Source organism: Rhizobium sp. K102 (assembly GCF_022385315.1).
Lineage (GTDB): Bacteria > Pseudomonadota > Alphaproteobacteria > Rhizobiales > Rhizobiaceae > Rhizobium > Rhizobium croatiense.
The window spans coordinates 3164099-3191081 of the sequence record NZ_CP092436.1 but is presented as its reverse complement, the minus strand read 5'-3'; the positions used below and the strand labels follow the sequence as shown (position 1 = coordinate 3191081).

Genomic DNA, 26983 nt, shown 5'->3' with positions numbered 1-26983 from the left:
GCTCCTATTTCAGCTTCTTTTTGAGATCGTAAAGCGCATCCATCGCCTCGCGCGGCGTCATGTCGTCGAGGCTCATCGCCTTCAACGCCTCCTCGACCTTGGACGGGCCACGGGCCGCGTCCTCGCGGCGCACCGCCACCTGGAAGAGCGGCAGGTCGTCGATCAGCTGGCTCGCCGGGTTTTTGCGGTCGGCATCCTCGAGGCGGGTGAGCACGTCGCGGGCGCGCGCCACGACCGAGGCCGGAAGCCCGGCGAGGCGGGCGACTTGGATGCCGTAGGAGCGGTCAGCCGCACCGGGTCCGACCTCATGCAGGAAGATGACGTCGCCGTCCCATTCCTTGACGCGCATCGTGGCGTTCGATAGCCGGCCAAGTTTCTCCGACAGCACGGTCAGCTCGTGGAAATGCGTGGCGAAGAGGCCGCGGCAGCGATTGGCCTCGTGCAGGTGCTCGACGGCCGCCCACGCGATCGACAAGCCGTCGAATGTCGCGGTGCCGCGGCCGATCTCGTCGAGGATGACCAGCGAACGGTCGCTCGCCTGATTGAGGATCGCTGCCGTCTCCACCATCTCGACCATGAAGGTCGAGCGCCCGCGCGCCAGGTCGTCGGAGGCGCCGACGCGCGAGAACAGCCGGTCGACGATGCCGATATGGGCTGATGTCGCCGGCACGAAGGAGCCCATCTGCGCCAGGATCGCGATCAGCGCATTCTGGCGCAGGAAGGTCGATTTGCCGCCCATGTTCGGGCCGGTCAGCAGCCAGATGGCGCCGTCCTTGGCGCCGTCCTTCGGCGAAAGATCGCAATGGTTGGCGACGAAGGGGCCGCCCGCCTGCCGCCGCAGCGCCTGCTCGACAACAGGATGACGGCCGCCCTCGATGGCAAGCATTTTCGAGCCGTCGACCTGCGGCCGGCAATAAACCTGTTCTTCGGCGAGCAGCGCCAGGCCGGCGGCGACGTCGATCACCGCCAGCGCGCGGGCGCCCGATTTGATCGCCTCGGCTTCAGCCACGACGGCCGCCGTCATCCTGTCGAAGGCTTCGAATTCGATCGAAAGCGCCCGGTCGGCGGCGTTGGCGATGCGGCTTTCGAGATCGGCAAGTTCGGTCGTGGTGAAGCGCATCGCGCTCGCCATCGTCTGGCGGTGGATGAAGCGGGCCTTGGCTTCGGCTGTATCGGTCATCGGGCCGGCATTGCCGGCGGTGACCTCGATGAAATAGCCGAGAATATTGTTGTGCTTGATCTTCAGCGACCGGATGCCGGTTTCCTCGGCATATTGCAACTGCAGCCCGGCGATGACGCGACGCGACTGGTCGCGCAGCGCCCGGACCTCGTCGAGCTCGGCGCTGGCGCCGTCGCGCAGGAAGCCGCCGTCGCGCTTCAGCAGCGGCAGTTCGTCGGCGAGCGTTTCGGCAAGCAGCGTTTCCAGGCTCGCGGGAAGCGCTTTCAGCCCGGACAGCGCCTCGCCGAGCTCTTCCGGCAGCATGGCGTTTGCGAGCATGGCGGCAACGCCGCCCGCCGCCTGAAGGCCTCGGCGGATGGCCGCAAGATCACGCGGGCCGCCGCGGTCGAGCGCCAGGCGGGAGAGCGCCCGCGGCATGTCGGGCACATATTTCAGCGTGTCGCGCAGCTTGTCGCAGAGCGACGGTTCATCGATCAAAAAGCCGATCGAATCAAGCCGGGCATTGATGCGGGCGGGGTCGGTGAGCGGCGACATCAGCCGCTCGGCCAGAAGCCTGGCGCCGCCGCCGGTGACGGTGCGGTCGATCGCCTTCAGGAGCGAACCGTTGCGATCGCCCGACAGCGTGCGGGCAAGTTCGAGATTGGCGCGGGTGGCCGGATCGATGAAAAGCGTCGAGGCGGCACTTTCCCGCTCGGGCTGCCCAAGCGGCGGACGCTCGGCGATCTGCGTCTTCTCGACATAGGCGACGGCGGCTGCGGCCGCCGCGAGCTCGGCGCGCGAGAAGCTGCCGAAGCCGTCCAGCGTCGAAACCCCGAAATAGCGGGCGATCCGGCCTTCGGCGCTGGCGCTGTCGAAGAGAACCGCCGGCTGCGGCACCGCCGTTCGGCCGAGCACGTCAAAGACGGGTTTCAGCTCGGCATCGTGGAAGATCGTATCGGGCAGGATGAGCTCGCGCGGATCAATGCGCAGGATGTCGGCGAGCAGCCGCGAACTCTCCGTCTCCGCCAGCCGGAAGACGCCGGTGGAAATGTCGATCCAGGCAAGCGCCAGCGCCGGTTCGGCCCCGCCGCGAATGCGGGCGAGCGCCATCAGATAATTGGATTCCGAGGGCGAAAGCAGCTTTTCCTCGGTGATCGTGCCCGGCGTGACCAGGCGGACGACGTCACGCTTGACGACGGATTTGCCGCCGCGTTTCTTTGCTTCGGCCGGATCCTCGACCTGCTCGCAGACGGCGACGCGGAAGCCGAGCGAAATCAGCTTCTGCAGATAATCGTCGGCGGCATGCACGGGAACGCCGCACATCGGGATATCCTGGCCCATATGCTGGCCACGCTTCGTCAGCGTGATGCCGAGCGCGCGCGAAGCCTCCAGCGCATCCTCGAAGAACAGCTCGTAGAAGTCGCCCATGCGATAGAAGAGCAGCGAACCCGGATTGTTCGCCTTGATCTCGATATATTGCTCCATCATCGGCGTCGCCGAGGCACGGCTTTCCGCCGTGGCAAGCTCGGCAGCCGAAAAGGCTTCATTTCCTGTGTCTATTCGTGCGTTCACGGAGGTGCAGTTTTTCCCAAAAAAACAGGTGCCAACCCTATCCGCGCGCCGCTATAGATGACAACAGCATTTGAGGAAGAGCAAAGCGTCGCCCACAGGACGTTGGAGGATTTATGCCCGATATCGATAAGAAGGACCGGCCGGCGACATCAGTGACCGACCAGGAGGCGCTCGATTTTCATGCCATGGGCCGGCCCGGCAAGCTGGAGATCAACCCGACAAAGCCGATGGCAACGCAGCGCGACCTGTCGCTCGCCTATTCGCCCGGTGTCGCCGTCCCCGTCAAGGCGATCGCTGCCGATCCGCAGACGGCCTATGATTACACGGCGCGCGGCAACATGGTTGCGGTCATTTCCAACGGCACGGCGATCCTCGGTCTCGGCAACCTCGGCGCGCTCGCCTCGAAGCCGGTCATGGAAGGCAAGTCGGTGCTGTTCAAGCGCTTCGCCGACGTCGATTCCATCGACCTCGAGATCGATACGGAAAATGTCGACGAGTTCATCAACTGCGTGCGCTTCCTCGGCCCCTCGTTCGGTGGCATCAACCTCGAGGATATTAAGGCGCCGGATTGCTTCGTCATCGAAAGCCGGCTGCGCGAGCTGATGGACATTCCGGTCTTCCATGACGACCAGCACGGCACGGCGATCATCGCCGCCGCCGGCCTGATCAATGCGCTGGAACTGACCGGCCGCGACTTGAAGACGACCAAGCTCGTCTGCAACGGCGCGGGAGCGGCGGCGATCGCCTGCGTCGAGCTGGTCAAGGCGATGGGTTTTGCCCCTGAAAACATCATCCTTTGCGACACCAAGGGCGTCATCTACCAGGGGCGCACCGAGGGTATGAACCAGTGGAAATCGGCGCATGCGGCAAAGACCGACGCCCGCACGCTGGAAGAAGCGATGAAAGGGGCCGACGTCATTTTCGGCCTGTCGCAGAAGGGCGCCTTCTCGGCCAAGATGATCCGTTCGATGGCGGATCGGCCGATCATCTTCGCCATGGCCAATCCCGATCCCGAAATCACCCCGGAAGAGGTGGCCCGCATCCGCGACGACGCCATCATGGCGACGGGCCGCTCGGACTATCCGAACCAGGTCAACAACGTCCTCGGCTTCCCCTATATCTTCCGCGGCGCCCTCGACGTGCGGGCATCGACGATCAACGACGCGATGAAGATCGCCGCCGTCAGGGCGCTCGCCAATCTGGCCCGCGAGGACGTGCCCGATGATGTGGTCGCCGCCTATCAGGGCAACCGGCCGCGTTTCGGCGCGCAATATATCATCCCGGTTCCGTTCGATCCGCGGCTGATCTCGGCCATCCCGGTCGCGGTCGCGCAGGCCGCGATCGAAAGCGGCGTTGCCCGCAAAGTCATCACCGACATGGCTGGTTATGCCCGCGAGCTTTCGGCCCGCCGCGATCCGATCGCCTCGACGCTCGCCAGCCTCTACGAGCGCGTGCGCCGCCGGCCGAAGCGGATTGTCTTTGCCGAAGCCGAGGAAGAGCAGGTCCTGCGCGCAGCACTGTCCTATGCCAACCAGCAACTCGGCACGGCGCTCCTGCTTGGCCGCGAGGACTTGATCCGGGCGACGGCGGAGCGCGCCGGCATCGATCTCAACCGCCCCGGCCTCGAGATCGTCAATGCCCGTATCTCCACCCGCGTCGAAGCCTATATCGATTACCTCTATGCTAGGCTGCAGCGGAAGGGTTATCTCCACCGCGATGCGCAGCGGCTGATTCACAACGACCGCAACCATTTTGCCGCCACCATGGTGGCGCTCGGCGACGCCGACGGCATGGTGACGGGCATCACGCGCAACTATTCGACCGCGCTCGAGGATGTGCGCCGCTGCATCGACGAAAAGCCCGGCCACCGCGTCATCGGCGTGTCGCTGGCGCTCTGCCGCGGCCGCACCGTCTTCGTTGCCGATACCGCGGTGCACGACATGCCGAGCGCCGAAGAGCTTGCCGATATCGCCGAAGAGTCCGCCGGCCTCGCACGGCGCATGGGTTATCCGCCGCGTGTCGCGTTGCTCGCCTATTCCACCTTCGGCCATCCCTCCGGCGAACGTTCCCAGCGGGTGCGCGAGGCGGTGAAGATCCTCGACAAGCGCCGCGTCGATTTCGAATATGACGGTGAGATGGCGGCCGATGTCGCGCTGAACCGTAAGGTGATGGAGCAATATCCGTTCTGCCGGCTCTCCGGCCCCGCCAACGTGCTGGTCATGCCGGCCTTCCACTCGGCCTCGATCTCGACCAAGATGCTGCAGGAACTCGGCGGTTCGACGGTGATCGGCCCGATCCTCGTCGGCCTCGACAAAGCCGTGCAGATCACCTCGATGGGCGCCAAGGACAGCGATATCGTCAACATGGCGGCGATCGCTGCCTACGGGGCGGGTTCGTAAGGCTTATCCGCATACGGGCATCCGGCCGAGAGATCGGCGGACCAGCCCCTCAACCGCCTGCCGCCACCAATCGGGGTCGAGACCAGCGGCTCGACCCCGGCAAGGGTTAGGGTGGCAGCCGCGGCGCAAGCCTTACGAGAGGTTCGTGTCGCCGATCCCGGCGTCACAGCGCGCCGAAGCGAGGATCATCGGCATCATGAAGCGACGACCTCGGCCAAAGCCCGCCCCTATTGCTCAAATTGCGATCAGCTCGCGAAGCGGCCGGCGTCGGCGCCGTAATAGTTCAGGTAGCGGTCGGAAATGCTGGAGATCGGCAGCACGATCAGCACGTCGGTCGTGTTGAAAGCATGATCGATGACGGCGCTGGAGCCGACCATCGCGCCGAGGCGCAGATAACCCTTGATGAGCGGCGGCAGGGCCATCAGCGCCCGCTTCGGGTTAACCGCCTCGACCGGCATCAGGTCCATGTTGCGGGCGAGATGCGGCAGCGCGCCGACGGCCCATTCATCCTTCGCCAGCACATTATGGTAGAGGAAGGACAGGGCCAGCGCATGGCTTTCGAGATAGACGCCGGGGAAAGAGGCGCAGCCGAACATGGCGCTCATGCCGTGCTTCAGCGCATAGGCCCAGTTGCCCTGCCATAGAAGCTCGACGGTGCGCTTGGTGCGGTATTCCGGCAGCACGCAGGAACGGCCGAGCTCCATGAAGCGCTTGTCCGGATGCTTGGCGAGAAGTCCCTCGATCTCGAATTCGGAAGCCGAGTAAAAACCGCCATTGGCCATGGCGACATCCTGGCGCAACAGCCGATAGGTGCCGACGATCTGGTCTTCAGAATCGCCCTCGATCGCACGGTCGAGCACAAGAAGATGATCGCAGAAGGCATCATAGGCGTCGACATCACGCTGGCGGCGCATGGCGTCCAGCGGCAGCTGTGCTTTCATTTCGTCGACGAAGACGCGGTAGCGCACCGCCTGGGCGGCGTCGATCTCGCGGGCCGTGCGGGCAAGGCGCGTTTCCAGGTTGCCGATGCGGCCGAGGATGTCGCCGTCCTTCTGGGCAGCAGCCGTCGACGGCCGTGCAGCCTCGGCTGTGACGTCACGATTGAGAATGTCGATGGAGGACATGGCGATTCTCCGGTTGCCGGCTTCTCGACGCCATAAAACACTTCTGTACGACAGGAAAGTGACATATTGCATTTCCCGGGGCAAGACGCGTGCCGGTCCCCACAGGCTCTATCGCGCCTCTGCCCGGCGGGCGGAAAGCGCGGCGACCGCCTGAACTTCGGTCAGCAGCCGCAGCGGGTCGACCGGCTTCACCATGACCCGGTTGGCGCCATTGAGCAAGACCTGGCGGCGTGATTCGTCGCTCTTGTCGGCGGTCAGCACGATCACCGGCACGGGCGCAATATCGAGCCGCCGTTCGTGGCCGCGCAGCCGTCCCAGCATGTCGATGCCATTGCCGCCCGGCATCGATAGATCGCTGATGATGATGTCGGGGCGGGCATCGGCCTCGCCGAGGGCGCAATCGAGCAGGGTCTCGAAATCTTCGACATGGCGCACCTTGTGGCCGCCTTTTTCCAGGACGACGCGCACCAGCATGGCGTTGATCGGATCGTCCTCCCCGAGCAGGATGCTGAGCCCGCTCGCCGCCACCCTCGCCTCCGCCACCGAAAGCCCGAAGCCCGGCTGGTTGTCATTCAGCGCGTCGCGCTTTTCCATGCCGCGCATGCGCCCGCGCAGCACATCGATCAGCGACTGTTCGCGCAGCGGCCGGATGAGCCAGGCATCGAACAGGTCGAGCGGATGGGCGCTGCGCTCTTCCGGATTGACGAGCAGAACCTTACGCAGGCCGAGCGCGGCGATTTCGGCGCGATCGGCAAGGTGGGCGGAAAATTCCGCCGACATGCGGTGGTCGACGATGATATCGGTCGGCCGGCCGCCGCCATTGGCCATGCCGAGCAGCTTTTCCCGCGCCGTCTCGCCGTCACCGACGAGATGGCAGATGCCGCCGAGAGCGGTGATGGTCTCGGCGATGGCGGTGCGCGCCGCCCCTGCCGGCGCCAACAGCACGACGCTGTTGCCGGCAAGCAGCGTGTTTCGCCGGTCAGGCCGCTCGCCGCCGATATCGACGGGAAAGCGGATGGTGAATTCGCTGCCGAGGCCCTTTTCGCTGGCAACCGTCAATGCGCCGCCGAATTCGCGCATGATGCGCGCCGAGATCGCAAGGCCGAGCCCAGTGCCGCTGCTCTTGTCGGCGACGGTGCCGCCCTGCTCGAACTCGCCGAAGACGCGCGCCTGCTCCTCCGCCGTCATGCCGGGACCGCTATCGGCCACGGTGATCAACAGGTTGCCGGCGTCAAACGAGACGCGGATGAAGACGCCGCCGACCTGAGTGAACTTCACGGCGTTGCCGATGACGTTGAACAGAACCTGGCGCAGCCGCGCCGGATCGAAGCTCATCTGCTCCGGCACGTCGGATGACACGGTTGCGCCGATCTCGATACCCTTTTCATGCGCCCGGTGGGCGAGCATCTCGACGACGCTCTCGAGCAGCTTGCGCAGCGATTCGGAGCGCGGGTGCAGCTCGAAGCGGCCGACTTCGATGGTGGAGAAATCGAGCAGATCTTCGACGAGCTGTGTCAGCGCGTGGCCGGATTGGCGGATATTCGCCAGATAATTCTGCTGTTCCTGCGTCAGCCGCGTCTCCGCGAGCAGATGCGTCATGCCGAGGATGCCGGAAAGTGGTGTGCGCACTTCGTGGCTGACGGTGGCGAGCAGCCTGGATTTGGCGGCGCTATTATATTCGGCCTTCTGGCGGGCCTCCTCGCGGCTCTGCGCAATCAGCCGCTCTTCGGTGACGTCGCGGGCAACGCTCTGCAGCAGCAGGCGGCCGTTCGCCGGATCGCGGGTGACGACGTCGCGCCAGACGAAAATGCGCTGGCCTTCCGGTGTCGAGATTTCGACGTCGTAGCAATGCGGGATCGGACCGGGGCGGAAGGCGAGGCCGATCTCCTCGCAGCTGCGTCCTTCCGGATGCAGCCGTCCGGTCAGACGGCGAAACGTATCGTTGGCGGAGACGATGCGCCGGTCCATGGTGCGGCCGACCGTGATGTCGCCGAGCACGTCGTGCACGTCGGCGAACAGCTTTGCGCCGTCGTTGCGCGCCGGCAGGGATTGGCGGCCGGGCGTGTTTGCCCCCCGCCGGCGGATCGTTAGGACGAGGTAGCCGGCAAGCACCGCCAGGCCGAGAACGACAAGCCCGCCTGGCAGCAGCAGCGGATGGCCGGCATGGGCAAGCAGCATGAGGCTCGTTGCGGCAAGCAGGCCGGCGCCACTCAGCCAGTAGAACAGCAGGCGCCGTGTCGGGGCGGGCGCCTGGCGCCGATTGGCTTTCGCAGGTGCCCCCGCATGTGGTCGCGGCGAGGGTTGCCCCATCCGCTCCTGCGGCTTGGCGGCGGGTCCGCCGAAGGCGGCGGACAATCTTTCCTGCAACTGTCCCAGGTTGTGCATGCTATATGGCTAACATGAGGCCCCTTCCGAATGCCTTCAGGAATTCGATAAGATTTTAGCGGCCGGCCTTTTTCGGCAGCAGCAACTCGTCGAGAATGACGCAGGCCGCGCCGATGGTGATGAAACTGTCGGCGAGATTGAAGACCGCGAAGGACCAGCTTTCGGTGTAAAAGAGGATGTAGTCGATCACATGCCCGTAGGCGAAGCGGTCGACCAGATTGCCGATCGCGCCGGCGATGATCAGCGCGTAACCGAGATGGGCGAGCCAGCGATCCTTGGCGGTGCGGTACCACAGCCAAATGACGAAGGCGACAATGATGAGCCGCATGCCGACGATGAACCAGCCGTCCATGCCCGACAGCATCGAAAAGGCGACGCCGAGATTATAGGTGCGGTAGAGCGCCAGCATCGGAAGAACCGGCACGGCTTCTTGCAGCGGCAGGTAATGGTCGACGGCGATCTTGACGATCTGGTCGATGAGAACGGCGGCGACGATGAAGAAGAGGATCGGCGCTGGGCGCGCAAAGAGCGCGGGACGTGCACGCGTCGGTTCGGTCATTTGCCCTCGGCAAGTGAGAGGAGATGGCGGCGCGCCTCGAAAAGCATGACGGCGGTGGCGACGGCGAGGTTCAAGGAATCGGCGCGGCCCTGTTGCGGAATGCGGGCAAGCGCGTCGGCCTCTTTGGCCAGTTGCTCGGGCAGGCCGGATTGCTCGTTGCCCATCAAGAGCACGATAGGCTTCTTCCGGTAGTCGATCGTGCGGTAATCGACCGCGCCGGCAAGATGGGTGGCGACAATGGAAACGCCGGCCGATTTCCGCCAGGCGAGGAATTCCTCCGACGTTGCGCGTGCGACCGGCACGGCAAAGACCGAGCCCATGGTGGCGCGCACGGTCTCGAGCGAAAAGGGATCGGTTGCCTCTCCGACCAGAATGACGCCGGAAGCCCCGGCCGCATCCGCTGTGCGGATGATCGTGCCGAGATTGCCGGGGTCGCGCACGCGGTCGAGCGCCACCCAGGTCTCGCCCTCCTCGGGCCGGATGTCTTTGAGCGGTTTCCAGCGCTGGTCGAAGATGCCGACGACCATCTGCGGGTTGTCGCGGCGGGTGATCGAGCCGATCACCTTTTCGCTGACTTCGAGCACCAGCCCGCCGGAGGCGACGGTCTTGGCCGCCATCTGCTCGACCAGCGGCTTGCCCTTGGCGGCCTTGGCGTAGACCAGCGTGCGGATCGTCCAGCCGAGTTCGATCGCATCGATGACGAGCTTCAGCCCTTCGGCCAGGAAAGTCCCGCTTTCCTCCCGCGACTTCTTGTTCATCAGCGCCTTGATGTCCTTGATGATCGGATTGGCGAGCGAGGTGACTTCCTTCACCTGGCCGACCCTGCGCGGTCCCTGATCGTGGAAGTCCTTGGTCATTTCGGCACCCAGCGGGAAAAGAGGGAGGTGGAAAGGGCGCGGCCGGGCGTTTTGCCATCGAGACCCGCCTCGCGGATCACCAGCTCGCCGGATTCGACGGCGCCGCCCGCACCCCGCATCGTCTCGCGCATCAGCTCGTGGATCGAATAGAAGCTGGCGCGGATCGAATAGGCCGTCAGCACCAGGCCGGCCGCCCGCGGCGACAGGATCTCGCGGCAAACATCGAGCATCAACGGCAGGTGCTCGAAGAGATGCCAGACTTCGCCATTGGGGCCGCGGCCGAATTTCGGCGGATCGGTGAGGATGATGTCGTACTGGCTGCCGCGGCGCTCCTCGCGCAGGATGAATTTCATCGCATCCTCGCAGATCCAGCGGATCGGCAGCTTCTCCATGCGCCCAAGCGCCTGGTTTTCGCGCGCCCAGCCGATCGCCTTCTTCGACGCGTCGACATGCGTGACCTCGGCGCCGGCTGCGGCGGCGACAAGCGAGGCGACACCGGTATAGCCGAAGAGGTTCAATACTTTCAGCGGCCGGCCGGCCCTTTCGACCTGATCCTTCATCCAGCTCCAGTGGACGATCTGCTCGGGGAAGACGCCGACATGGCGGAACGAGGTGAAGCGGCCGAGGAAATCGACGCCGAGCAGATTGAGCGGCCAGGTCTCGCCGAGTGCGGCCTTCGGGAAGCGCCAGCGGCCGGTGCCTTCTTCATCGGTATCGCCGGTGAAGACGGCGTCAACCTTCTCCCAGATTTGCGGCGCCAGCGAAGGCCGCCATAGCGCCTGGGCCTCCGGGCGGATGATGCGATAGGGGCCGTATTGCTCCAGCTTTTGGCCGTCGCCGCTGTCGATCAGGTGGAAATCGCCGGCGCCGAGCGATTCGAGAATGACAGGCACGCGTTCCGCCGGCCGCTCGCCGCTGCGCGTCGTCAGCGGACGCGCAGCTGCGACCGGCACTGCGCTTTCGCGCAGCGTCTCGCGGCTGGCCGCCGACCGCGCGACCGGCTTCGGTGACCGTCCGGCCCGATCGTCCCTGCGGCTTTCACCGGAGGGACCTGACGTTTTCTTCTGGCCCGGCCGGCGTTCTTTCTGTTTCAACGTGCTCTTCCGCGTCTGTATCGGGGTATGTTGACGGGGGCTGCGTCCTCTGCCGCACCCTTTGAATTATGCAGTAACCCAGAAAACCGTGCCGGATCAACTGCGCGTCGGCACTTCTCGGATGCCGGTGCACGCAGCCAACTATCACGGCATAGCCATTCCTCTCCGCCTTGGCAAAAGGCTTCCCCGCTGGGATAAGGTGAGCGAATCGGAGATGGGGCTATCGAATGGATTTCACCGGCGAAGAACGCATCGCGGCGCCGCGGGACTTGGTCTGGGCGGCGCTCAACGATCCGGAGATCATGCGCGGCTGCATTCCCGGCTGCCAGAGCATCGAGCGGCTGTCGCCCGACACCTTCGAGGCGACGATCAGGGTCAAGTTCAGCCTGTTGTCGGCCACCTTTCATGGGCTGCTGACGCTTGCCAATGTCGATGCGCCGAAAAGCTATACGCTGTCGGCCGAAGGCAAGGGCGGTCTTACCGGCTTTGCCAGGGGAGCCGCCGATGTCGTGCTCGAAGAGCGGGGCGGCGAGACGATCCTGCATTACCGGGCGAGGGCCGAACTCGGCGGCAAGCTCGCCCAGCTCGGCGCCCGCCTGCTCGATTCGACCTCGCAGAGGCTGGCCGAAGGCTTCTTTTCGGATTTCAATGCTGCCGTCGTCGCAAAAATGGCCGCCGATTGAGCGCCGAAGGCGTTGGTGGCTTGGCGCGGGCAGGAGCTTGGTTTAATCCCTCATCATGACATGGACCATCAGGCCGCCGCGGGCGGAAGACCAGGGCATGCTTGCGGAAATCTATCTTTCCGTGCGCCGCCAGACATTCGTCTGGGTCGATCCCGGCAAATTCCATCACGAGGATTTCGCCGCCCATACCAATGGCGAGACCATCCTCGTCTGCGAGCATGCCGGTGGCGGGCTTGCCGGCTTCCTGTCGCTCTGGCCGGAAGACGATTTCATTCACATGCTTTACATCAGACCGGAATTCCAGCGCCTTGGCGCAGGCACGGCGCTGCTACAGGCGCTGCCGGAATGGCCGCAACATAAATACCGGCTGAAATGCCTGGTGAACAATCGGCGGGCGAAAGCCTTCTACCTTTCCCACGGCTTCGTGGTGACCGGCAACGGCGCGTCGCCGGAGGGTGACTATGAGGAGCTGAGCTTCTGTCCGATTTGACGCGCCGGCAACACTCTTACCGCGACGGCAGCTGGCCGGCGATATCCTCGGCGCGTGTCCTGTGGCGGTCGGCCTCACCCTGCCAGCGAATGGCTTCCTTGGCCTCGGTGCGTGCCCGCTTGCGGTGTTTGCCCTGGCTGAACCAGGTGGCGGCCGAGCCGATCAGCATGCCTGAAATCAGCGCGATGAACAGGAAGACGAAGAAGGGGGCGGAGACCGCAAGCACCTGATCGTCAGGCCGGAACGGATTGAAGGCGAGCGTGACGCTCTGCCGGTTGGCAACGCAGAAGACGATGAGAATGACGCCAAGCGGCAGCAGAATCAAGAGGTTGACGATCTTCTTGGCCATTGGGGTCTCCATGCGTCGGACGGCGCCGCTCTCTTCGAATGGCGCGTTGCATCTACGGATCGGCCCGAAAATCGATTCCGATTTTCGGGCCGATCCGCTAGCAGAATAGGAAAACCGAGTTCAAGTTCAAGTGCGGTTTCGCCGCAGGCCGGCTGCGCCGCTCAATCCTCTTCGTCGGCCTGGCCGGGATTGAGCCGCTCGCGCAGTTCCTTGCCGGTCTTGAAGAAGGGAACCCACTTCTCCTCGACGAAAACGGTATCGCCGGTGCGCGGATTGCGGCCGGAGCGGGAGGGGCGGTTCTTGACCGAAAACGCGCCGAAGCCGCGCAATTCGACGCGGTTGCCCGCAGCCAGTGCATCGGTGATCTCGTCGAGAACCGCGTTGACGATATTTTCGACGTCGCGATGATAGAGATGCGGGTTGCGTGCCGCAACAATCTGCACCAATTCGGACTTGATCACAGTCGCCCCCTTAAATTATTGATTTCTTATCAATCGCGGCCAACCTGCCAAACTGAAAGCAGCCCGTCAAGAAGCAACTTTGGGGGCAGGATTCCATTGATATCCTGGCCTTTGACGAGATCATCATAACCGAGGATCGTAATCAGCCGCGAAACAGCCCCTGCGAGCAGAAACGGCGTGTTGCTCTTCTTGTCCCAGTCCACCAACGGCAGATCGGCGTCGACCCCGCGCGATTTAAGATAGGCACGGATTTCGGGCTCGCCGCCGATCGTGTCGACGAGTTTCGCCTTGAGCGCCTGCCGGCCGGTATAGATCGTGCCGTCGGCAAGCTTCAGCACCTCCTCGCGCGGAAGCTTGCGCCGGTCGGCCACAAGGTCGACAAACCAGTTGTAGCTATCGAGCACCATGTTACGGATCATCGCTTTGGCTTCCTCGCTCGCCTCGTGGAAGGGCGAGGGCTCGGCCTTCAGAGGCGAGGACTTGATCTCCTGCAGCGACACGCCGATCTTGTCGAGCAGCGGCTGGATCTGCGGATACTGAAAGATGACGCCGATCGAGCCGGTGATCGAGCTGTCGCCGGCAACGATCGTATCGCCGGCAGTGGCAATCATGTAGCCGGCCGAGGCTGCAAGCGTGCGCACGTCCGAGACGACGGGCTTCTTGGCCGATATGGCACGGATCGCCTTGAAGATTTTTTCGCCGCCATAGGTCGTGCCGCCGGGCGAAGAGATCGAAATCACTGCTGCCTTCACCTGATCGCTGGTCTCGACCTTCTTCAGCCGCTCCAGAAGCTCGTCATCGTCGACGATCAGCCCGGATATCGTCACATGGGCAATATGCGGCCGCTCGGTTCCGGCACCGCCGAAGGCGAAGCCGTAGAAGGCCAGACCAAGCGCCACGACGAGGGCCACCGCGACGATGCGCCAGAAGCCGAGCTTGCGGCGCAGCCGCCGGCGATCGGCGATGATCGAACTGTCCATGAGATACCTCCAGCGCTGGGCCGGCGTCGGCAGGGCGCCGATCGATCCGGTGAAATAGGTGGCAGCGGTGCGTACGAATGCCACTTTTTGATGTTTTTCCGTTTTGTTGCTTGTTGCAGAAAAAATTCCATATTGGCAAGCCAATGTAATAATGCGAAACGAACTGTGATTGGCGGCCGGCTTTGTTATAAGGCGCGGCAATCACCGCAGATGGAACGAGACCTATGCTCGATACCCTGAAGAACAACGGAAATGCCGCTTATGCGGGCTCCGGCAGGAGCGCCTATGGCGATGCGTTGTTCCATTCCGCCCGCGTGCGGCGGCTGAAGATCCTGCTGCCGGTGGCCGCCCTCATCGTCGCCGCTGGCCTCGCGGCGGTGGCGTTGGTCAGCATCTACTTGCCCGAAAACGTCAAGTTCGAAGGCGCCAAGATCGAGAACGGCAAGGTCGTGATGGAAAAGCCGGCGATCGCGGGCCGCAATTCCGACGGCATCAACTATTCGATGCTCGCCGAACGGGCGTTGCAGGATATCCGCAATCCCGATCTCATCACGCTCGAGACCATCAAGGCGGCCGTGCCGATGAATGACGGCCTGATCGCCCGCGTCGTCGCCTCGACCGCCGATTACAACCGCGCCACCGACAATCTGCATATGACGGCCCCCTTCACCCTGGTGCTGAGCAGTGGCCTCAACGCGAAATTCCAGTCCGCCCAGCTCGACATCAAGGGCGGCAACATGCGCAGCGACGACCCCGTCACCATCACCAAGGACAATGCCTCCATTGTTGCGAAGACGCTTGAGATAACAGATAAGGGGCGGGTGATCACATTCGAGGGGAATGTTCGCATGAATGTCGATCCATCCACCATCCATAAACAGGGCACCTAACCAGCCGGGTCATCCATGACAAAAGATTGTCGCATTTCAGCTTGCAAGACGGGCGTAGCATTCATTGCCGGCGCGTTTGCCCTTATCCTGACGGCCTCGGGCGCCGGCGCGCAGCAGGCGACTGCCTCGATGTCGGGCATGAAGCTTTCCAACGACCAGCCGATCCAGATCGAAAGCGACAAGCTCGAGATCCATGACCAGGAGCACACCGCCCTCTTCACCGGCAACGTCAAGGTCGTCCAGGGGACGACGACGATGCAGTCCGGCAAGATGACCGTCTATTATAAGGACAAGGCGGCAAAGCCGGGCGCCGATGGGGCTCAGCCCGCCGCCCAGCCGGAAAAGTCTGCCTCGCTCGCATCGGGAAGTGCGGATATCGACAAGATCCTGGTGACCGACAAGGTCCTGCTGACCTCGGGCACGCAGACGGCGACTGCCGATGACGGCAATTTCGACATGGCCTCGCAGACATTCACCCTGACGGCGGATCAGGGCAATAAGGTTATTCTGTCGGACGGGCCGAACGTCTTTACAGGCTGCAAACTGACCGTTCACATGCAAACCGGCCAGGCGGAGCTTGAAAGCTGCGGCGGGCGTGTCCAGATTCAGCTCGATCCGAAATCGCAGCCGAATGCGCAGCAGCAGAAGCAGAACTGAGAAGCCGGCCTCCCACGTGAAATTAACATCGCTATCCACCATGTTCGGCCAGCCCGAGCCACAAGCTGCGGGTGCCGCCGACAAGAGTCGCTATCAGGGAACGCTGATCGCCCGTGGTCTGACGAAGACCTATGCGACGCGTCGCGTTGTCAACGGCGTTTCGCTGGTGGTGCGCCGTGGCGAGGCCGTCGGCCTGCTCGGTCCGAACGGTGCGGGCAAGACGACCTGTTTTTACATGATCACCGGCCTTGTGCCGGTGGATGAAGGCACCATCGAAATCGACGGCAACGACGTCACGACCATGCCGATGTACCGCCGCTCCCGCCTCGGCGTCGGTTACCTGCCGCAGGAAGCCTCGATCTTTCGCGGGCTGACGGTGGAAGAAAATATCCGCGCCGTCCTCGAAGTGCATGTCAAGGACAAGGCCGAGCGCGAGCAGAAGCTGAACGAGCTGCTGGAGGAATTTCATATCCAGAAGCTCAGAAAGAGTGCCGCCGTCGCTCTTTCCGGCGGCGAGCGCCGCCGTCTCGAAATCGCCCGTGCGCTGGCGACCGACCCGACCTTCATGCTGCTCGACGAGCCCTTTGCCGGTGTCGACCCGATCTCGGTCGCCGACATCCAGAACCTCGTCCACCATCTGACCGCGCGCGGCATCGGTGTTCTCATCACCGACCATAATGTGCGCGAGACGCTCGGTCTCATCGACCGCGCCTACATCATTCATGCCGGCGAAGTGCTGACCCATGGCCGGGCGAACGACATCGTCAACAATCCGGAAGTGCGCCGGCTCTATCTCGGCGACAATTTCAGCCTCTGACGCTGGATCAGGCGGTTTTTCGACCAATCGGAATCCGTCATGCTCCCGTCGGCGCGGAAATTCACCTTGCCGCTTAGTTCCGCTTGACCAAATGAGATAAAAAAGCAATTTTTGGGCCAACTTGGTTTCCGTGGCCTGAGGCGTTAACTGGACGCGGTTTCCCGGAGGAATTGAGGGGAGTTTCGCGTCCGTCATGGCACTGTCCGCCAATCTTTTCCTGCGCCAGAGCCAGTCCCTGGTGATGACACCGCAACTGATGCAATCCATCCAGTTGCTGCAGATGACGCATTTCGAGCTCAGCCAGTTCATCGCCCAGGAAGTGGAAAAGAACCCGCTGCTCGAATTCCCGTCAAACGACGGCGAGGCGGGCGACGAACGTGGTGCCGGTGAGGACGAGCAGTTTGGCCAGCCACCGGAGGATGCCGGGTCGGACGACGGCGCCGACAATCGCGCCGAGGCGCTCTCCAGCGACTGGTACGACAATGGCGGCAGCGAAAGCACCGGCCGGCTGAACGACGAGCTCGACGCCAATTATACCAATGTCTTTCCCGATGACGGCGCCCCGCAGCGCCTCGATGCGCCGGAGCTTGTCGGCCAGTGGAAGTCGATGCCGGGCAGCGCCGAGGGCGCCGATTATGATCTCGACGATTTCGTCGCCGGCCAGCTGTCGCTGCGCGACCACCTCGCGCAGCAGATCCCCTTCATCCTGCCCGATATGACCGACCGGCTGATCGCGCAGAATTTCGTCGATCAGCTCGATGATGCCGGTTATCTGCAGACCGATCTCTTCGAGACCGGCGAGCGGCTCGGCACGAGCCTCGAACAGGTCGAACACGTGCTTGCCGCCCTGCAGACGCTCGATCCACCGGGGGTTTTCGCCCGCAGCCTCGCCGAATGCCTGGCGATCCAGCTCAGGCAGAAGGACCGCTACGACCCTGCCATGCAGGCGCTGGTCGACAATCTCGAACTGCTGGCGCGGCGCGATTTCGCCACGCTGAAGCGGCTCTGCGGCGTCGACGAGGAAGACCTTCTCGACATGCTCGGTGAGATCCGCCAGCTCAATCCGAAACCCGGCAGCGGTTTCGAGGTGGGTGTTTCCGAAGCGATCATGCCCGATGTCGTCGTCAGGCCGTCGGCAGAGGGCGGCTGGCTGGTCGAGCTCAATCCGGATACGCTGCCGCGCGTGCTCGTCAACCAGTCCTATTTTTCGCGCGTGACCAGGAACGGTGAGGATCATGCCTTCCTGTCCGAGTGCCTGCAGAGCGCCAACTGGCTGACGCGCAGCTTGGACCAGCGGGCGAAAACCATCATGAAGGTGGCAAGTGAGATCGTCCGCCAGCAGGATGCCTTCCTGCTCAACGGCGTCGACCACCTGCGGCCGCTGAACCTGAAGACGGTCGCCGAGGCGATCAAGATGCACGAATCCACCGTCAGCCGCGTCACCTCGAACAAATACATGCTGACGCCGCGCGGCCTCTTCGAGCTCAAATATTTCTTCACCGTGTCGATCAGCGCCGTCGAAGGCGGCGACAGCCATTCGGCCGAGGCCGTGCGTCACAAGATCCGCGCCCTCATCATGCAGGAGAGCCCGGACGCAGTACTCTCCGATGACGATATAGTCGATATGCTGAAGAAGGGCGGCATCGATCTCGCCCGCCGCACGGTGGCGAAATACCGGGAAGCGATGAACATAGCCTCCTCGGTCCAGCGCCGCCGCGAGAAACGGGCCCTCGCCAAGGTCGCGGGCTTCTGACGCGGGTCTCATCCAGGCGCCGGGTTCGACCGCATAGGGCGGTACAGCTTAAGCGCGAAGCGTCGAACGCCCTCGAAGCGGTGATCGTCGGGAGCGCTTGTCGGCAAGGAATCCTCCGCACGTTTCCCGTGCATCGCCGCAGGCCGTTTTCCGCCCTATTGACTTTTTGGTAAGCTCTGGCTAGAAGCCCGCCGCAATCGACGCCGTGAGCGCCTTTTGAAGTTATCCCCATCATCCCAAGGGCACCGAGGACCCGCAGGCCTACGCCGATCTTGCTTGAGATTGCGCGAAGTGCTTGGATGAACCTGAGGCTTGGCGTAAACTGATACCCGCAAACTACCATAAGAAGGGAAACTCCATGAGTGTGCGTGTATCCGGGAAACATATGGAAATTGGTGAATCCTTCCGTCAAAAGATCGAGGACCAAATTGGTATGGCCATCACGAAATACTTCGACGGGGGGTATTCCGGCCAGGTGACCGTCGAAAAGGCGAGTTCTCGTTTCTCGGCAGACTGCAAGCTTCATCTCGACAGCGGAGTGGTGCTGCATGCCGCCGGCGAAGCAACCGATCCCCAGCTTGCCTTCGACGCCGCTTCCGAGCGCATCGAGAAGCGTTTGCGCCGCTACAAACGCAAGCTGAAGGACCATCATGCCGGAAACCACCTGAATGGTTTTGCAGAAGTCTCCTACACGGTCATGGACTCCGTTCCTGATCACGAGGATGAAATTCCCGACGATTTCGCCCCGGCGATCGTCGCTGAAAGCACAAAGCAGCTGAAGACCATGTCGGTCGCCACCGCCGTGATGGCGCTCGACATGACCGACGAGCCGCTTCTCCTGTTCCGCAGCCCCGGCAAGGAACATCTGAACATTGTTTACCGTCGCCACGACGGAAATATTGGCTGGATCGATTCGGCCAATATCAAAGGCTGAGATCAGGGCGGTGAGCGGCGGTATCGCCGCCGCTCCCCAGCATCATCTGATCCCGGCGACAGAAGGAAAAAGAAATGGCATTGGCAGATTTGCTCCATCAGGATGCGATCATTCCCGCCCTCAGAGTAAATTCCAAGAAACAGTTGCTTCAGGAATTGGCGGCACGAGCCGCAAGGATCACCGGGCTCTCCGAACGGGAGATCTTCGATGTCATCCTGCAGCGCGAACGCCTGGGCTCGACCGGCGTCGGCAACGGTATCGCCATTCCCCACGGCAAGCTGGTGAACATTCATTCGATCGTCGGCCTCTTCGCCCGGCTGGAGCAGCCGGTCGATTTCGAAGCGCTGGACGACCAGCCGGTCGATCTCGTCTTCCTGCTGCTGGCGCCGGAAGGCGCGGGCGCCGATCATCTCAAGGCGCTGTCGCGCATCGCCCGCGTCCTGCGTGATCACGATCTGGTGGCAAAGCTGCGCGCCACCGATTCCGCCTCGGCGATCTACGCCTTCCTCAACGAAGAGCAGACCTCGAACGCGGCCTGAACCGCTTCTATTCCCGATAAAAAAGGCGCCTGATTTTGCAGGCGCCTTTTTTCATCATAGGACGGAACGGAACGATCAGAACTCTTCCCAGCTGTCTTGCGCCAGGGCGGCGGAACCGCGCGACGGCGCGGCCGGACGGCGGGCTGCCGGGGCGGCGGCCCGAGCTGAAGCGGCTGGGGCAGCCGGCGCCCGCATCTGCTGAGCGACGGCGGTGAGCTGAGCGGCGTTGCCCGAGCCGGAGACCCGGAAGCGTGTGGCGAGCGCCTTCAGCGTCTGCGCCTCGTCGTTGAGCGCCACGCTGGCGGCGGTCGCTTCCTCGACCATCGCCGCGTTCTGCTGCGTCACCTGGTCCATCTGGTTCATGGCCTGGTTGATTTCCTTCAGCCCCACGGCCTGTTCGCTCGCCGAGGCCGAGATCTGCCGGATGAGGTCGTTGATGCCCATCACCTGTTCGGCGATCTTGTGCAGCGTGCCGCCGGCACGCCCGACGAGATCGACGCCCTCCTTGACCTGGACGGCCGAGGTGTTGATCAGCGTCTTGATCTCCTTGGCGGCGTTGGCCGAGCGCTGGGCGAGCTCGCGCACTTCCTGGGCGACCACTGCAAAACCCTTGCCGGCCTCACCGGCGCGCGCCGCCTCGACGCCGGCATTCAGCGCCAGCAGATTGGTCTGGAAGGCGATTTCGTCGATGACGCCGATGATCCGCGAGACCTCCGTCGAAGACTGTTCGATCCCCTGCATCGAGGCGATTGCCTTCTGCACCACCTCGCCGGACCTTTCGGCATCCTGGCAGGCGAGGCTGACGTTGTCGGCCGCCGTGCGTGCATTCTCGGCGCTGGAATCGACCTGAGCGGTGAGCTCGTTGAGCGCGGCCGCCGTCTCTTCCAGGCTTGCCGCCTGCTGTTCGGTGCGCTTGGCGAGATCGGAGGCGCTGTTGCTGATCTCGCCGGTGCCCGAGCCGATATTGGCGACGCTGAGGGTCATGGTGTTGATGGTCTCTTCGAGGCTTGCAAGCGCCGCGTTGAAATCCTGCTTCAACTTGCCGTATTCACCGGGGAAGTCGTCGGTGATGCGGTGGCCGAGATTGCCGCGCGACAGCTCGGAAAGGCCGGCGCCGACGATCGAGACGATGCGGCGTTGCTGCGACACCGATTCCTGGCGTTCCGATTCCGACCGGCCGCGCTCGGCCTCCGCCGCCTGCCGCTCTCTGGCGGCCTCGTCTTCGAGACGCCTGGCATCGGCGAGCGCAAAACGGAAGCCTTCGAGCGCCTTGGCGACCGAACCGACCTCGTCGCTGCGATCCTGGGCTGCGACCGGCTCCTCATAGTGGCCGTCGCTCAGCGCCTTGACGCTGGCGACCAGCCCGCCGAGTGGCCGCTGCACGAGCGAACGGACGGCGAAATAGAGCGCCAGCATGACCGCGCCGAGCACGATCAACCCGTTGATGATCATCATGTAGGTCTGGTCTTTGACCGGCGCATTGATCGCGGTGTGCGGGACATCGACGAGCACGACCCAGGTGGCGTTGACGCCGGGAACGGCGAAGGGATAGACGACGCGATCGAAGGGATCGAGGCCGTCATAGGTCAGGTTCCTGACGAGGCCGGGCTCTTTGTTCGACAGCGCCGCCTTGACCACGTCGGCGCCTTCGCCGTCATATTGCTTGGTCATCAGGTCAGGGATTGGCGCGACAATCCAGTTGCCGGCCTGCGACAGCAGCGTCACGCGGCCGGAGCCGAAAGGATGCAGCGCCTGCAGCTTGTCGGTGAGCGACTTCAGCGAAATGTCGACGCCGGCGAGACCGATCATCTTGCCGCCGGCCGTGACGGGATAGGCGATCGAGGTCAGGAGCGTCGGGACATCCGTTCCCTCAGCGAGGTACGGCGTGGTGATCGCGCCCTTGCCGCTGTCGGCAGCAAGCTTCCACCATTCGGCGGTATAATCATTGTCGAAGGTCGAGTACTGGACGCCGCCATCCTTGGTCTTCGACCAGTAGGGCGTGAAGGCGCCGTTCTTGTTCGTGCCTTCGTCATTATTGTTGGCGATCTCGGTGGTCTTGCCGTCGAGCGCCCCGAGCTGCTCGCAGAACCAGCTGCCGAAGGCGAAGGCGTTCTGCTCAAGATTGGCTTTCAGCACATTGATCATGCCCTTGCGGTCGAGCGATTTGCCCTCATGGCCGCGGCCGATCACGCCCGACATGGTGCGTGCGGCACTGGCGAGTTCGCCGACATTGGCGGCGATTTCGTTGGCGATCGATTTTGCCTCGAGATTGGCCTGATCCATCGTCAGCGTCTGGACGCGATCCCGTGTCTGGCCGATGAGGAAAAAGTTCGAGACGATGAGAACAAGCGCGATGGCGATGCCGGTGATGACGAGAAGTTTCGCCGCAAGCGATTTCATGCGAAAAATAAACATGGGGTCCTCGGGCAAGGATACGCCGAACGGGCATTCTCCGGCGCAGGAGCGAAGGCATCGCCCCGTCATGGGGCAGCCGCCTGCAGCGGCGCGCGTCTTTTAAGACGCCACGCGACGCTGCAGCACTTTGAACTGGCGGCCGGCTGCAAGAAATAAGGGCGCCGGCGACCACGAGGAAGATCGCCGGAAATACCTTAAATTTGAATGAAACTCGAATGGTCGAGACAAGGAAAACCGCAGAAATTCCCTCAAAACTAATGGGTTTTCTCGGCGACTTCGCAAAGAGACTGAAACTATATTCTGTCCGCGACGTCCTTGCTTGACGGGATCGATGGCTGCGCTCCCGATTTGAGGCATGCGAGCGAACCGGCGACCGCGGCCTCCGCTCGCGATCTACACGTCGAGCTTGTCGGCTACCCGTTGAGCATCAGATCGGAATGGCGGAGCGTGCTGGGGTTGGAGCCGAATGCCGCCCTGAAGCGCTTTGCGAAATGGGCCCTCGATGCATAGCCCACCGCGATGGCGGCGGCTTGCGCGCTCTCGCGCTGCGCCATCAAATGCCGCGCCGCCAGCATCCTTTCGCGCCGCAACAGTTTGGCGAAAGAGATACCTTCCTCCGCTAGTCGCCGGCGCATGGTGGATTCCGACAGGCCAATCATCCTCGCAACTTCGGGCGCCCGCCAGTCACGGGAGAGGTCGCTGGCGATCAGCGCAAGCACGCGCCCCGTAATCGACACGTCGAACATGGGACGCGCTGCCGGATCGCCATGGAGGAGCGCGAGAAGTTCGGTCAGCCGCGAGCGCCGCACCGAGGATTGCGCGGGGCCATCGGCGATCGCCGAGGCGGCATGAATCACGGCATCGACCAGATGTGGCGTCAGCTCGACCTGAAGGGGCTCGACGGCAGCCCTGCGGCGGTTGGCAAGCGTCGACGGAACGCTGGCCTCGAGCAGGACCGAAGCGTCCGGCACCTCGAGGATCAGCGACTGATAGAAGCCGTGGCTCGCGTCCGGCAGGTTGAGGATGTCCATCTTCGTCTTTGCCGGCAGGACAAACAGCGAGCCGGCGCAAAGCGCAGAGCCGTTCATGCCGCGCCAGACTTCCTTGGCGCCGGAGACGACAACGCCCAAGATCGGATGCGGAAGTTCGATGGCGATCAGGCGTTCCTTGGCCAGGGCACAATAGGAAAACAGGTTCTCGCCATGCGCGAGGCTGCCCCCGGTGCCCGCCGCTCGAAACCGTGCCAATCCCTCCAGCAGCGCGGAAGAGAGCGCTTGTTGTGATGCCTTCCCGATGTCCATGCGCATGACTTTATCCGATGGGCATGGCTGCGAAAATGAAGGATTGACCGAAACGGGTTCATCTCCGGTCGAAGCGGGCGCGATGAGGCGCGGCTTTCCCTCAATTCTCGCCACTCCGCAACAGGAGTGAGCTTATGGGACGGATGATTTCCAGGAAGATGCTGCGGGCCACGGCGGCGGCGATCTTTGTAGCGACCAGCACCCTGACCAATGCCTCCGCCGAGGAGACGGCGAAGGTCATCACTGTTATCGATGGGTTTCAGTCACCCGAGAGCGTCCTGACCGTCGGCGATCGCCGCTTCGTCTCGAATATCGGGAGGGCGCTCGATCCCATGGCGAAGGACGGCGACGGCTTCATCTCCGAGGTTTTCGCCGACGGCAAGATCGTGACGCTGCGAGCTTTCCCGCCCGCCGGCGAGACGCTCGATGCGCCGAAGGGCATGGCTGCGGTTGGCGGCCGGCTCTATGTCGCCGATATCGACCGCGTGGTCGGTTTCGACCTGACGAGCGGGGCGCGCGTCTTCGAGCAACGCCTTCCGGGAGAAGAGCCAGCGCTCGCGAACGATCTCGTCGCGACCGCGGACGGGCAATTGCTGCTGACCGATAGCCTGCGCAACGCCGTCTATCGGCTCGACCCGAAGGCCGGCAGCATCGCGGAGCTCGCCAGCGGCATTCCCGGCGCCAACGGGATCATCGTCGAGCCGCAAAGCGGGCGCGTTCTCGTGGCGGGAATCGGCAAGAATTTCGGCGGCGGCGATATTTTCGCCATCGACGAGAGCGGCAAAGCAAGCCGCCTCGAACAGTCGCCGCATGGCCTGTTCGACGGACTGGCGACGCTGCCGGATGGCCGCCTGGCGGTCTCGGATTGGAAGGCGGTCGATCGCCCGGTTCCTGGAGCGCTGATCCTCTTCTTGGTCGATGACGCTCCGACCGGCGAAATCCGGTTGGAGCGGGACATTCATGGCCCTGCCGATTTCACCGTCGATGGCGCGGCCGGCACGCTCTGGATACCGGCGACGCGCGACAATCAGGTCGTGATTGTCCGCCCGGGTGGCTAGCTCGGGCACGCACTGATCTTCTGGTGCCTGAACACGCGCTATGCCGGCACGGTCGTCAGCCTCGGTCCGTGGCGGCCGCCGGTCGGCGGGCACGTCGGCAAGGATAACCGCAGAAATTCCCTCAAAACTAATGGGTTTTCTCGGCGGCTTCGCAAAGAGACTGAAACTATATTCTGTCCGCGACGTCCTTGCTTGACGGGATCGATGGCTGCGCCCCCGATTTGAGGCATGCGAGCGAACCGGCGACGGCCGCCCGGCGCAACGCCGTGGGAAAATCGAGGCCGTCGTCGAGGCTTGCGGCGAAATAACCGCAGAAGGTGTCTCCCGCGCCCACCGTATCGACCGGTTCGATTTTCAGGCCTTGCGCCCTGGAAATGACCCCGTCGCGGATGGCGATGACGCCATCGCCACCGAGTGTGACGATCAGCGTCTGGCCGGTCTCCTGATGCAGGCGGTGAAGGGCTGCCTCGCGTGCCTCGGCGTCCATGCCATCCTGCCCGGCGAGCCGCTCGAACTCGGTTTCGTTGGCGATGACGATATCGGCCAGGCGGCCGAGACGCGGCGCATCGGGGATCAGCGGCGCGAGGTTGAGGATGCTGGTGATGCCCTTGGCGCGGGCAGCCGACAGCGCGTGTTCGACGGCATCGACCGGCACTTCGAGCTGCAGCATCAGGATATCGCCTTCGTTCATCCTGCCGACCGCCGCCTCGGCATCGGCAGCCGTCACCAGGCCGTTGGCGCCGGGGACCACAGCGATCATGTTCTCGCCATCGCCGCCGACGAGGATCAGCGCCGTGCCTGTGGGACCGTCGACATGCTTGACCAGGGAGAGGTCGGTTCCGGCATCATCGAGCAGGGCGAGCGCATCCGCGGCAAAACCATCCTTGCCGACGCCGCCGGCCATATGCACATAGCGACCGGCGCGGCGGGCTGCCAGCGCCTGATTGGCACCCTTGCCGCCGGCGGCCGTGGCAAATCCGTTGCCGGCCACCGTCTCGCCGGGCTTCGGCAGGCGCGCGGTCGTGGCGATGAGATCCATGTTGATGGACCCGAAAACTGTGATCATGAGGATGTCCCGTCTTTTGGAACACGCGGGCGACGTGATGTTCCAACTCTTGTATGAAATGCGGGGCAGACACTGCCCGAAGCGGTCACTCCTCGTCAACCACCCGAAGCTTGAGAAGACCGGTGCGGCTTTCCACCGATTTGGCCGGAGTCTCGTCGTCCGGCCTGATATCGCCGCCCGCCTCGAATTCCAGCGCTTCGATCTTGGCGCCGCGCCTGGTGAGCTTGTCGGCCGATGTAACGACCATGTCGATATCCTTCTGCGCCATGGCGAAATGGCCCTGCAGCTTGCGCACCCGCTCGTCGAGACGGCCGAGATCGTCCATCAGCAGCGCCACCTCGCCCTGAATCAGATGCGCCTGCGCCCGCATGCGCTGGTCCTTCAGCACCGCCTGGATAACCTGGATCGACAGCATCAGCAGCGACGGCGAGACGATGACGATGCGCACCCGGTGCGCCTTCTGCACCACCGGCTCGAAATTCTCGTGGAGCTCGGCAAATATCGATTCGGACGGCACGAAGAGAAAGGCGGTATCCTGGGTTTCTCCCTGGATCAGGTATTTCTCGGCAATATCCCGGATATGGATCTCCATGTCGCGGCGGAACTGCTGGCCGGCGAGCTTGGCGGCCTCGGGGCTGCCGGCGTCGCGAATGGCGTTCCACGCTTCGAGCGGGAATTTCGCGTCGATGACGAGCGGCGGAGCGCCGTTGGGCATGCGGATCGTGCAGTCCGGCCGCGAGCCGTTGGACAGCGTCTGCTGGAAGGCGTAGGCGCCCATCGGCAGGCCGTCGGCAACGATCGTCTCCATCCGCGACTGGCCGAAGGCGCCGCGCGTCTGCTTGTTGGAAAGTATCGCCTGCAGCCCGACGACGTCCTTGGCGAGCGTCTGGATATTGTTCTGCGCCGCATCGATGACCGCCAGCCGCTCCTGCAGCCGCTGCAGGTTCTCATGCGTCGATTTGGTCTGCTCGGTGATCGTCGAGTTCATGCGCTGCGACATGCCGTCGAGACGTTGGCTGATCGTCTGGTTGAGTTCGCTTTGCCGCGCGCCGAAGACCTCGGTCATCGCCGCGATCCGACCCTGCATCTCCGCCTGGATCTTCAAAAGCTCGGCCATGCGCATCGCACTTTCCCGGGCGCGCAGATCCGCCTCCTCCGCCTGTTCGCGGCGAAGGCCGGCGGCGCGCAGAAAAAGGACGATCACCAGCAGGATGAGGACTGCAAGAACGCCGCCGGCCAGCGCCAGCATGGCCGGGCTGATCGAGGCGACGGAAGCTGCGAGCGATTCGGAAGTGGCGGTCATGGCGCAACCATAACAGAACATATGGCAAGATATAGATCAAAACGTGAACGAAATCGGCGATCCTCAATATCTTCCAAGGCCGCCGCGCCTTGCCGGCCAACGCGGAAAATCGCGGCCGGATTTAACGATTGCTCAACC

The 26983-nt window shown here is 63.5% G+C and carries 22 protein-coding genes and 1 pseudogene; 10 read left to right on the top strand and 13 right to left on the bottom strand.

What is annotated here, in order from left to right:
- Nucleotides 1–4: 4 nt before the first annotated feature.
- A complete protein-coding gene (mutS, locus tag MHI61_RS21750) occupies nucleotides 5–2731 on the bottom strand; it encodes a DNA mismatch repair protein MutS (protein WP_239790482.1) in 2727 nt (908 codons plus the stop codon).
- A gap of 113 nt (nucleotides 2732–2844) precedes the next feature.
- Here mutS and MHI61_RS21745 point away from each other — a divergent pair, with 113 nt between their 5' ends.
- Entirely contained in the window at nucleotides 2845–5130 is a 2286-nt protein-coding gene (locus MHI61_RS21745) for an NADP-dependent malic enzyme (RefSeq protein ID WP_239790481.1), read from the top strand.
- Nucleotides 5131–5375: 245 nt separating this feature from the next.
- Here the strand turns inward: MHI61_RS21745 and MHI61_RS21740 are convergent, their stop codons facing one another.
- From MHI61_RS21740 to MHI61_RS21720, 5 genes are all read right to left on the bottom strand, one after another.
- On the bottom strand, nucleotides 5376–6254 hold the full coding sequence (locus MHI61_RS21740; protein WP_183914148.1) for a GNAT family N-acetyltransferase: 879 nt from the start codon (nucleotides 6252–6254) through the stop codon (nucleotides 5376–5378).
- 108 nt (nucleotides 6255–6362) lie between these two features.
- Nucleotides 6363–8639 (bottom strand): PAS domain-containing sensor histidine kinase, encoded by a 2277-nt coding sequence (locus MHI61_RS21735; RefSeq protein ID WP_239790480.1) that lies wholly within the window; start codon nucleotides 8637–8639, stop codon nucleotides 6363–6365.
- A 55-nt stretch (nucleotides 8640–8694) separates the two neighbouring features.
- A complete protein-coding gene (lspA, locus tag MHI61_RS21730; RefSeq protein WP_239790479.1) occupies nucleotides 8695–9198 on the bottom strand; it encodes a signal peptidase II in 504 nt (167 codons plus the stop codon).
- Nucleotides 9195–10055: an RNA methyltransferase gene (locus MHI61_RS21725; RefSeq protein ID WP_239790478.1), complete on the bottom strand. Its 861-nt coding sequence runs from the start codon at nucleotides 10053–10055 to the stop codon at nucleotides 9195–9197. The genes lspA and MHI61_RS21725 overlap by 4 nt, the downstream gene beginning before the upstream one ends.
- Nucleotides 10052–11149 carry a class I SAM-dependent methyltransferase gene (locus MHI61_RS21720; protein ID WP_239790477.1) on the bottom strand — a complete coding sequence of 366 codons (1098 nt, stop codon included), beginning with the start codon at nucleotides 11147–11149 and terminating at the stop codon, nucleotides 10052–10054. The genes MHI61_RS21725 and MHI61_RS21720 overlap by 4 nt, the downstream gene beginning before the upstream one ends.
- A 227-nt stretch (nucleotides 11150–11376) precedes the next feature.
- Between MHI61_RS21720 and MHI61_RS21715 the strand changes: the two genes are divergently transcribed.
- Together MHI61_RS21715 and MHI61_RS21710 are read left to right on the top strand one after the other, a co-directional pair.
- Nucleotides 11377–11832, top strand: coding sequence for a carbon monoxide dehydrogenase subunit G (locus MHI61_RS21715; RefSeq protein WP_239790476.1), 456 nt, complete (start codon nucleotides 11377–11379; stop codon nucleotides 11830–11832).
- 55 nt (nucleotides 11833–11887) lie between these two features.
- Nucleotides 11888–12322: a GNAT family N-acetyltransferase gene (locus tag MHI61_RS21710; RefSeq protein ID WP_239790474.1), complete on the top strand. Its 435-nt coding sequence runs from the start codon at nucleotides 11888–11890 to the stop codon at nucleotides 12320–12322.
- Between the two features lie 16 nt (nucleotides 12323–12338).
- Here the strand turns inward: MHI61_RS21710 and MHI61_RS21705 are convergent, their stop codons facing one another.
- From MHI61_RS21705 to sppA, 3 genes are all read right to left on the bottom strand, one after another.
- The gene (locus MHI61_RS21705) at nucleotides 12339–12671 is read right to left on the bottom strand and encodes a LapA family protein (RefSeq protein ID WP_097666393.1); all 333 of its coding nucleotides are present in this window, start codon (nucleotides 12669–12671) and stop codon (nucleotides 12339–12341) included.
- Nucleotides 12672–12832: 161 nt separating this feature from the next.
- Complete coding sequence (locus tag MHI61_RS21700; protein WP_003544934.1) at nucleotides 12833–13132, bottom strand: integration host factor subunit beta; 300 nt, start codon at nucleotides 13130–13132, stop codon at nucleotides 12833–12835.
- 29 nt (nucleotides 13133–13161) lie between these two features.
- Nucleotides 13162–14112 carry a signal peptide peptidase SppA gene (gene sppA, locus MHI61_RS21695; protein ID WP_239792891.1) on the bottom strand — a complete coding sequence of 317 codons (951 nt, stop codon included), beginning with the start codon at nucleotides 14110–14112 and terminating at the stop codon, nucleotides 13162–13164.
- A gap of 224 nt (nucleotides 14113–14336) precedes the next feature.
- Between sppA and lptC the strand changes: the two genes are divergently transcribed.
- The 6 genes and pseudogenes from lptC (at nucleotide 14337) to ptsN (ending at nucleotide 19702) form a co-directional block, all read left to right on the top strand.
- Nucleotides 14337–15002: an LPS export ABC transporter periplasmic protein LptC gene (gene lptC / locus MHI61_RS21690; protein WP_239790473.1), complete on the top strand. Its 666-nt coding sequence runs from the start codon at nucleotides 14337–14339 to the stop codon at nucleotides 15000–15002.
- Nucleotides 15003–15017: 15 nt separating this feature from the next.
- On the top strand, nucleotides 15018–15659 hold the full coding sequence (locus MHI61_RS21685) for an LptA/OstA family protein (protein ID WP_097606864.1): 642 nt from the start codon (nucleotides 15018–15020) through the stop codon (nucleotides 15657–15659).
- An 85-nt stretch (nucleotides 15660–15744) separates the two neighbouring features.
- A pseudogene (gene lptB, locus MHI61_RS21680) lies at nucleotides 15745–16476 on the top strand (LPS export ABC transporter ATP-binding protein); the annotation flags it as partial.
- Nucleotides 16477–16669: 193 nt separating this feature from the next.
- On the top strand, nucleotides 16670–18229 hold the full coding sequence (gene rpoN / locus MHI61_RS21675; RefSeq protein ID WP_239790472.1) for an RNA polymerase factor sigma-54: 1560 nt from the start codon (nucleotides 16670–16672) through the stop codon (nucleotides 18227–18229).
- Between the two features lie 358 nt (nucleotides 18230–18587).
- Entirely contained in the window at nucleotides 18588–19163 is a 576-nt protein-coding gene (gene raiA, locus MHI61_RS21670; protein WP_003570772.1) for a ribosome-associated translation inhibitor RaiA, read from the top strand.
- 74 nt (nucleotides 19164–19237) lie between these two features.
- Complete coding sequence (gene ptsN, locus MHI61_RS21665) at nucleotides 19238–19702, top strand: PTS IIA-like nitrogen regulatory protein PtsN (RefSeq protein WP_239790471.1); 465 nt, start codon at nucleotides 19238–19240, stop codon at nucleotides 19700–19702.
- A 75-nt stretch (nucleotides 19703–19777) separates the two neighbouring features.
- Here the strand turns inward: ptsN and MHI61_RS21660 are convergent, their stop codons facing one another.
- Together MHI61_RS21660 and MHI61_RS21655 are read right to left on the bottom strand one after the other, a co-directional pair.
- Entirely contained in the window at nucleotides 19778–22117 is a 2340-nt protein-coding gene (locus MHI61_RS21660; protein WP_239790470.1) for a methyl-accepting chemotaxis protein, read from the bottom strand.
- Nucleotides 22118–22530: 413 nt separating this feature from the next.
- On the bottom strand, nucleotides 22531–23424 hold the full coding sequence (locus MHI61_RS21655) for an AraC family transcriptional regulator (protein ID WP_239790469.1): 894 nt from the start codon (nucleotides 23422–23424) through the stop codon (nucleotides 22531–22533).
- Nucleotides 23425–23552: 128 nt separating this feature from the next.
- Here MHI61_RS21655 and MHI61_RS21650 point away from each other — a divergent pair, with 128 nt between their 5' ends.
- On the top strand, nucleotides 23553–24476 hold the full coding sequence (locus MHI61_RS21650) for a hypothetical protein (protein ID WP_239790468.1): 924 nt from the start codon (nucleotides 23553–23555) through the stop codon (nucleotides 24474–24476).
- 166 nt (nucleotides 24477–24642) lie between these two features.
- Here the strand turns inward: MHI61_RS21650 and MHI61_RS21645 are convergent, their stop codons facing one another.
- Nucleotides 24643–25542: a ribokinase gene (locus tag MHI61_RS21645; RefSeq protein ID WP_239790467.1), complete on the bottom strand. Its 900-nt coding sequence runs from the start codon at nucleotides 25540–25542 to the stop codon at nucleotides 24643–24645.
- 85 nt (nucleotides 25543–25627) lie between these two features.
- Nucleotides 25628–26845 carry a DNA recombination protein RmuC gene (locus MHI61_RS21640; protein ID WP_239790466.1) on the bottom strand — a complete coding sequence of 406 codons (1218 nt, stop codon included), beginning with the start codon at nucleotides 26843–26845 and terminating at the stop codon, nucleotides 25628–25630.
- Nucleotides 26846–26983 lie beyond the last annotated feature (138 nt).

Excerpts from the sequence above, each read along its gene's own strand:
- MHI61_RS21735 (WP_239790480.1), bottom strand. The coding sequence starts at position 8,639 with ATGCACAACCTGGGACAGTTGCAGGAAAGATTGTCCGCCGCCTTCGGC.
- MHI61_RS21710 (WP_239790474.1), top strand. The coding sequence starts at position 11,888 with ATGACATGGACCATCAGGCCGCCGCGGGCGGAAGACCAGGGCATGCTT.
- MHI61_RS21705 (WP_097666393.1), bottom strand. The coding sequence starts at position 12,671 with ATGGCCAAGAAGATCGTCAACCTCTTGATTCTGCTGCCGCTTGGCGTC.
- MHI61_RS21685 (WP_097606864.1), top strand. The coding sequence starts at position 15,018 with ATGACAAAAGATTGTCGCATTTCAGCTTGCAAGACGGGCGTAGCATTC.
- raiA (WP_003570772.1), top strand. The coding sequence starts at position 18,588 with ATGAGTGTGCGTGTATCCGGGAAACATATGGAAATTGGTGAATCCTTC.
- MHI61_RS21645 (WP_239790467.1), bottom strand. The coding sequence starts at position 25,542 with ATGATCACAGTTTTCGGGTCCATCAACATGGATCTCATCGCCACGACC.
- MHI61_RS21715 (WP_239790476.1), top strand. The coding sequence starts at position 11,377 with ATGGATTTCACCGGCGAAGAACGCATCGCGGCGCCGCGGGACTTGGTC.
- MHI61_RS21725 (WP_239790478.1), bottom strand. The coding sequence starts at position 10,055 with ATGACCAAGGACTTCCACGATCAGGGACCGCGCAGGGTCGGCCAGGTG.
- ptsN (WP_239790471.1), top strand. The coding sequence starts at position 19,238 with ATGGCATTGGCAGATTTGCTCCATCAGGATGCGATCATTCCCGCCCTC.
- lspA (WP_239790479.1), bottom strand. The coding sequence starts at position 9,198 with ATGACCGAACCGACGCGTGCACGTCCCGCGCTCTTTGCGCGCCCAGCG.
- MHI61_RS21655 (WP_239790469.1), bottom strand. The coding sequence starts at position 23,424 with ATGCGCATGGACATCGGGAAGGCATCACAACAAGCGCTCTCTTCCGCG.
- MHI61_RS21660 (WP_239790470.1), bottom strand. The coding sequence starts at position 22,117 with ATGTTTATTTTTCGCATGAAATCGCTTGCGGCGAAACTTCTCGTCATC.
- MHI61_RS21745 (WP_239790481.1), top strand. The coding sequence starts at position 2,845 with ATGCCCGATATCGATAAGAAGGACCGGCCGGCGACATCAGTGACCGAC.
- sppA (WP_239792891.1), bottom strand. The coding sequence starts at position 14,112 with ATGGACAGTTCGATCATCGCCGATCGCCGGCGGCTGCGCCGCAAGCTC.
- MHI61_RS21640 (WP_239790466.1), bottom strand. The coding sequence starts at position 26,845 with ATGACCGCCACTTCCGAATCGCTCGCAGCTTCCGTCGCCTCGATCAGC.
- rpoN (WP_239790472.1), top strand. The coding sequence starts at position 16,670 with ATGGCACTGTCCGCCAATCTTTTCCTGCGCCAGAGCCAGTCCCTGGTG.
- MHI61_RS21740 (WP_183914148.1), bottom strand. The coding sequence starts at position 6,254 with ATGTCCTCCATCGACATTCTCAATCGTGACGTCACAGCCGAGGCTGCA.
- MHI61_RS21650 (WP_239790468.1), top strand. The coding sequence starts at position 23,553 with ATGGGACGGATGATTTCCAGGAAGATGCTGCGGGCCACGGCGGCGGCG.
- lptC (WP_239790473.1), top strand. The coding sequence starts at position 14,337 with ATGCTCGATACCCTGAAGAACAACGGAAATGCCGCTTATGCGGGCTCC.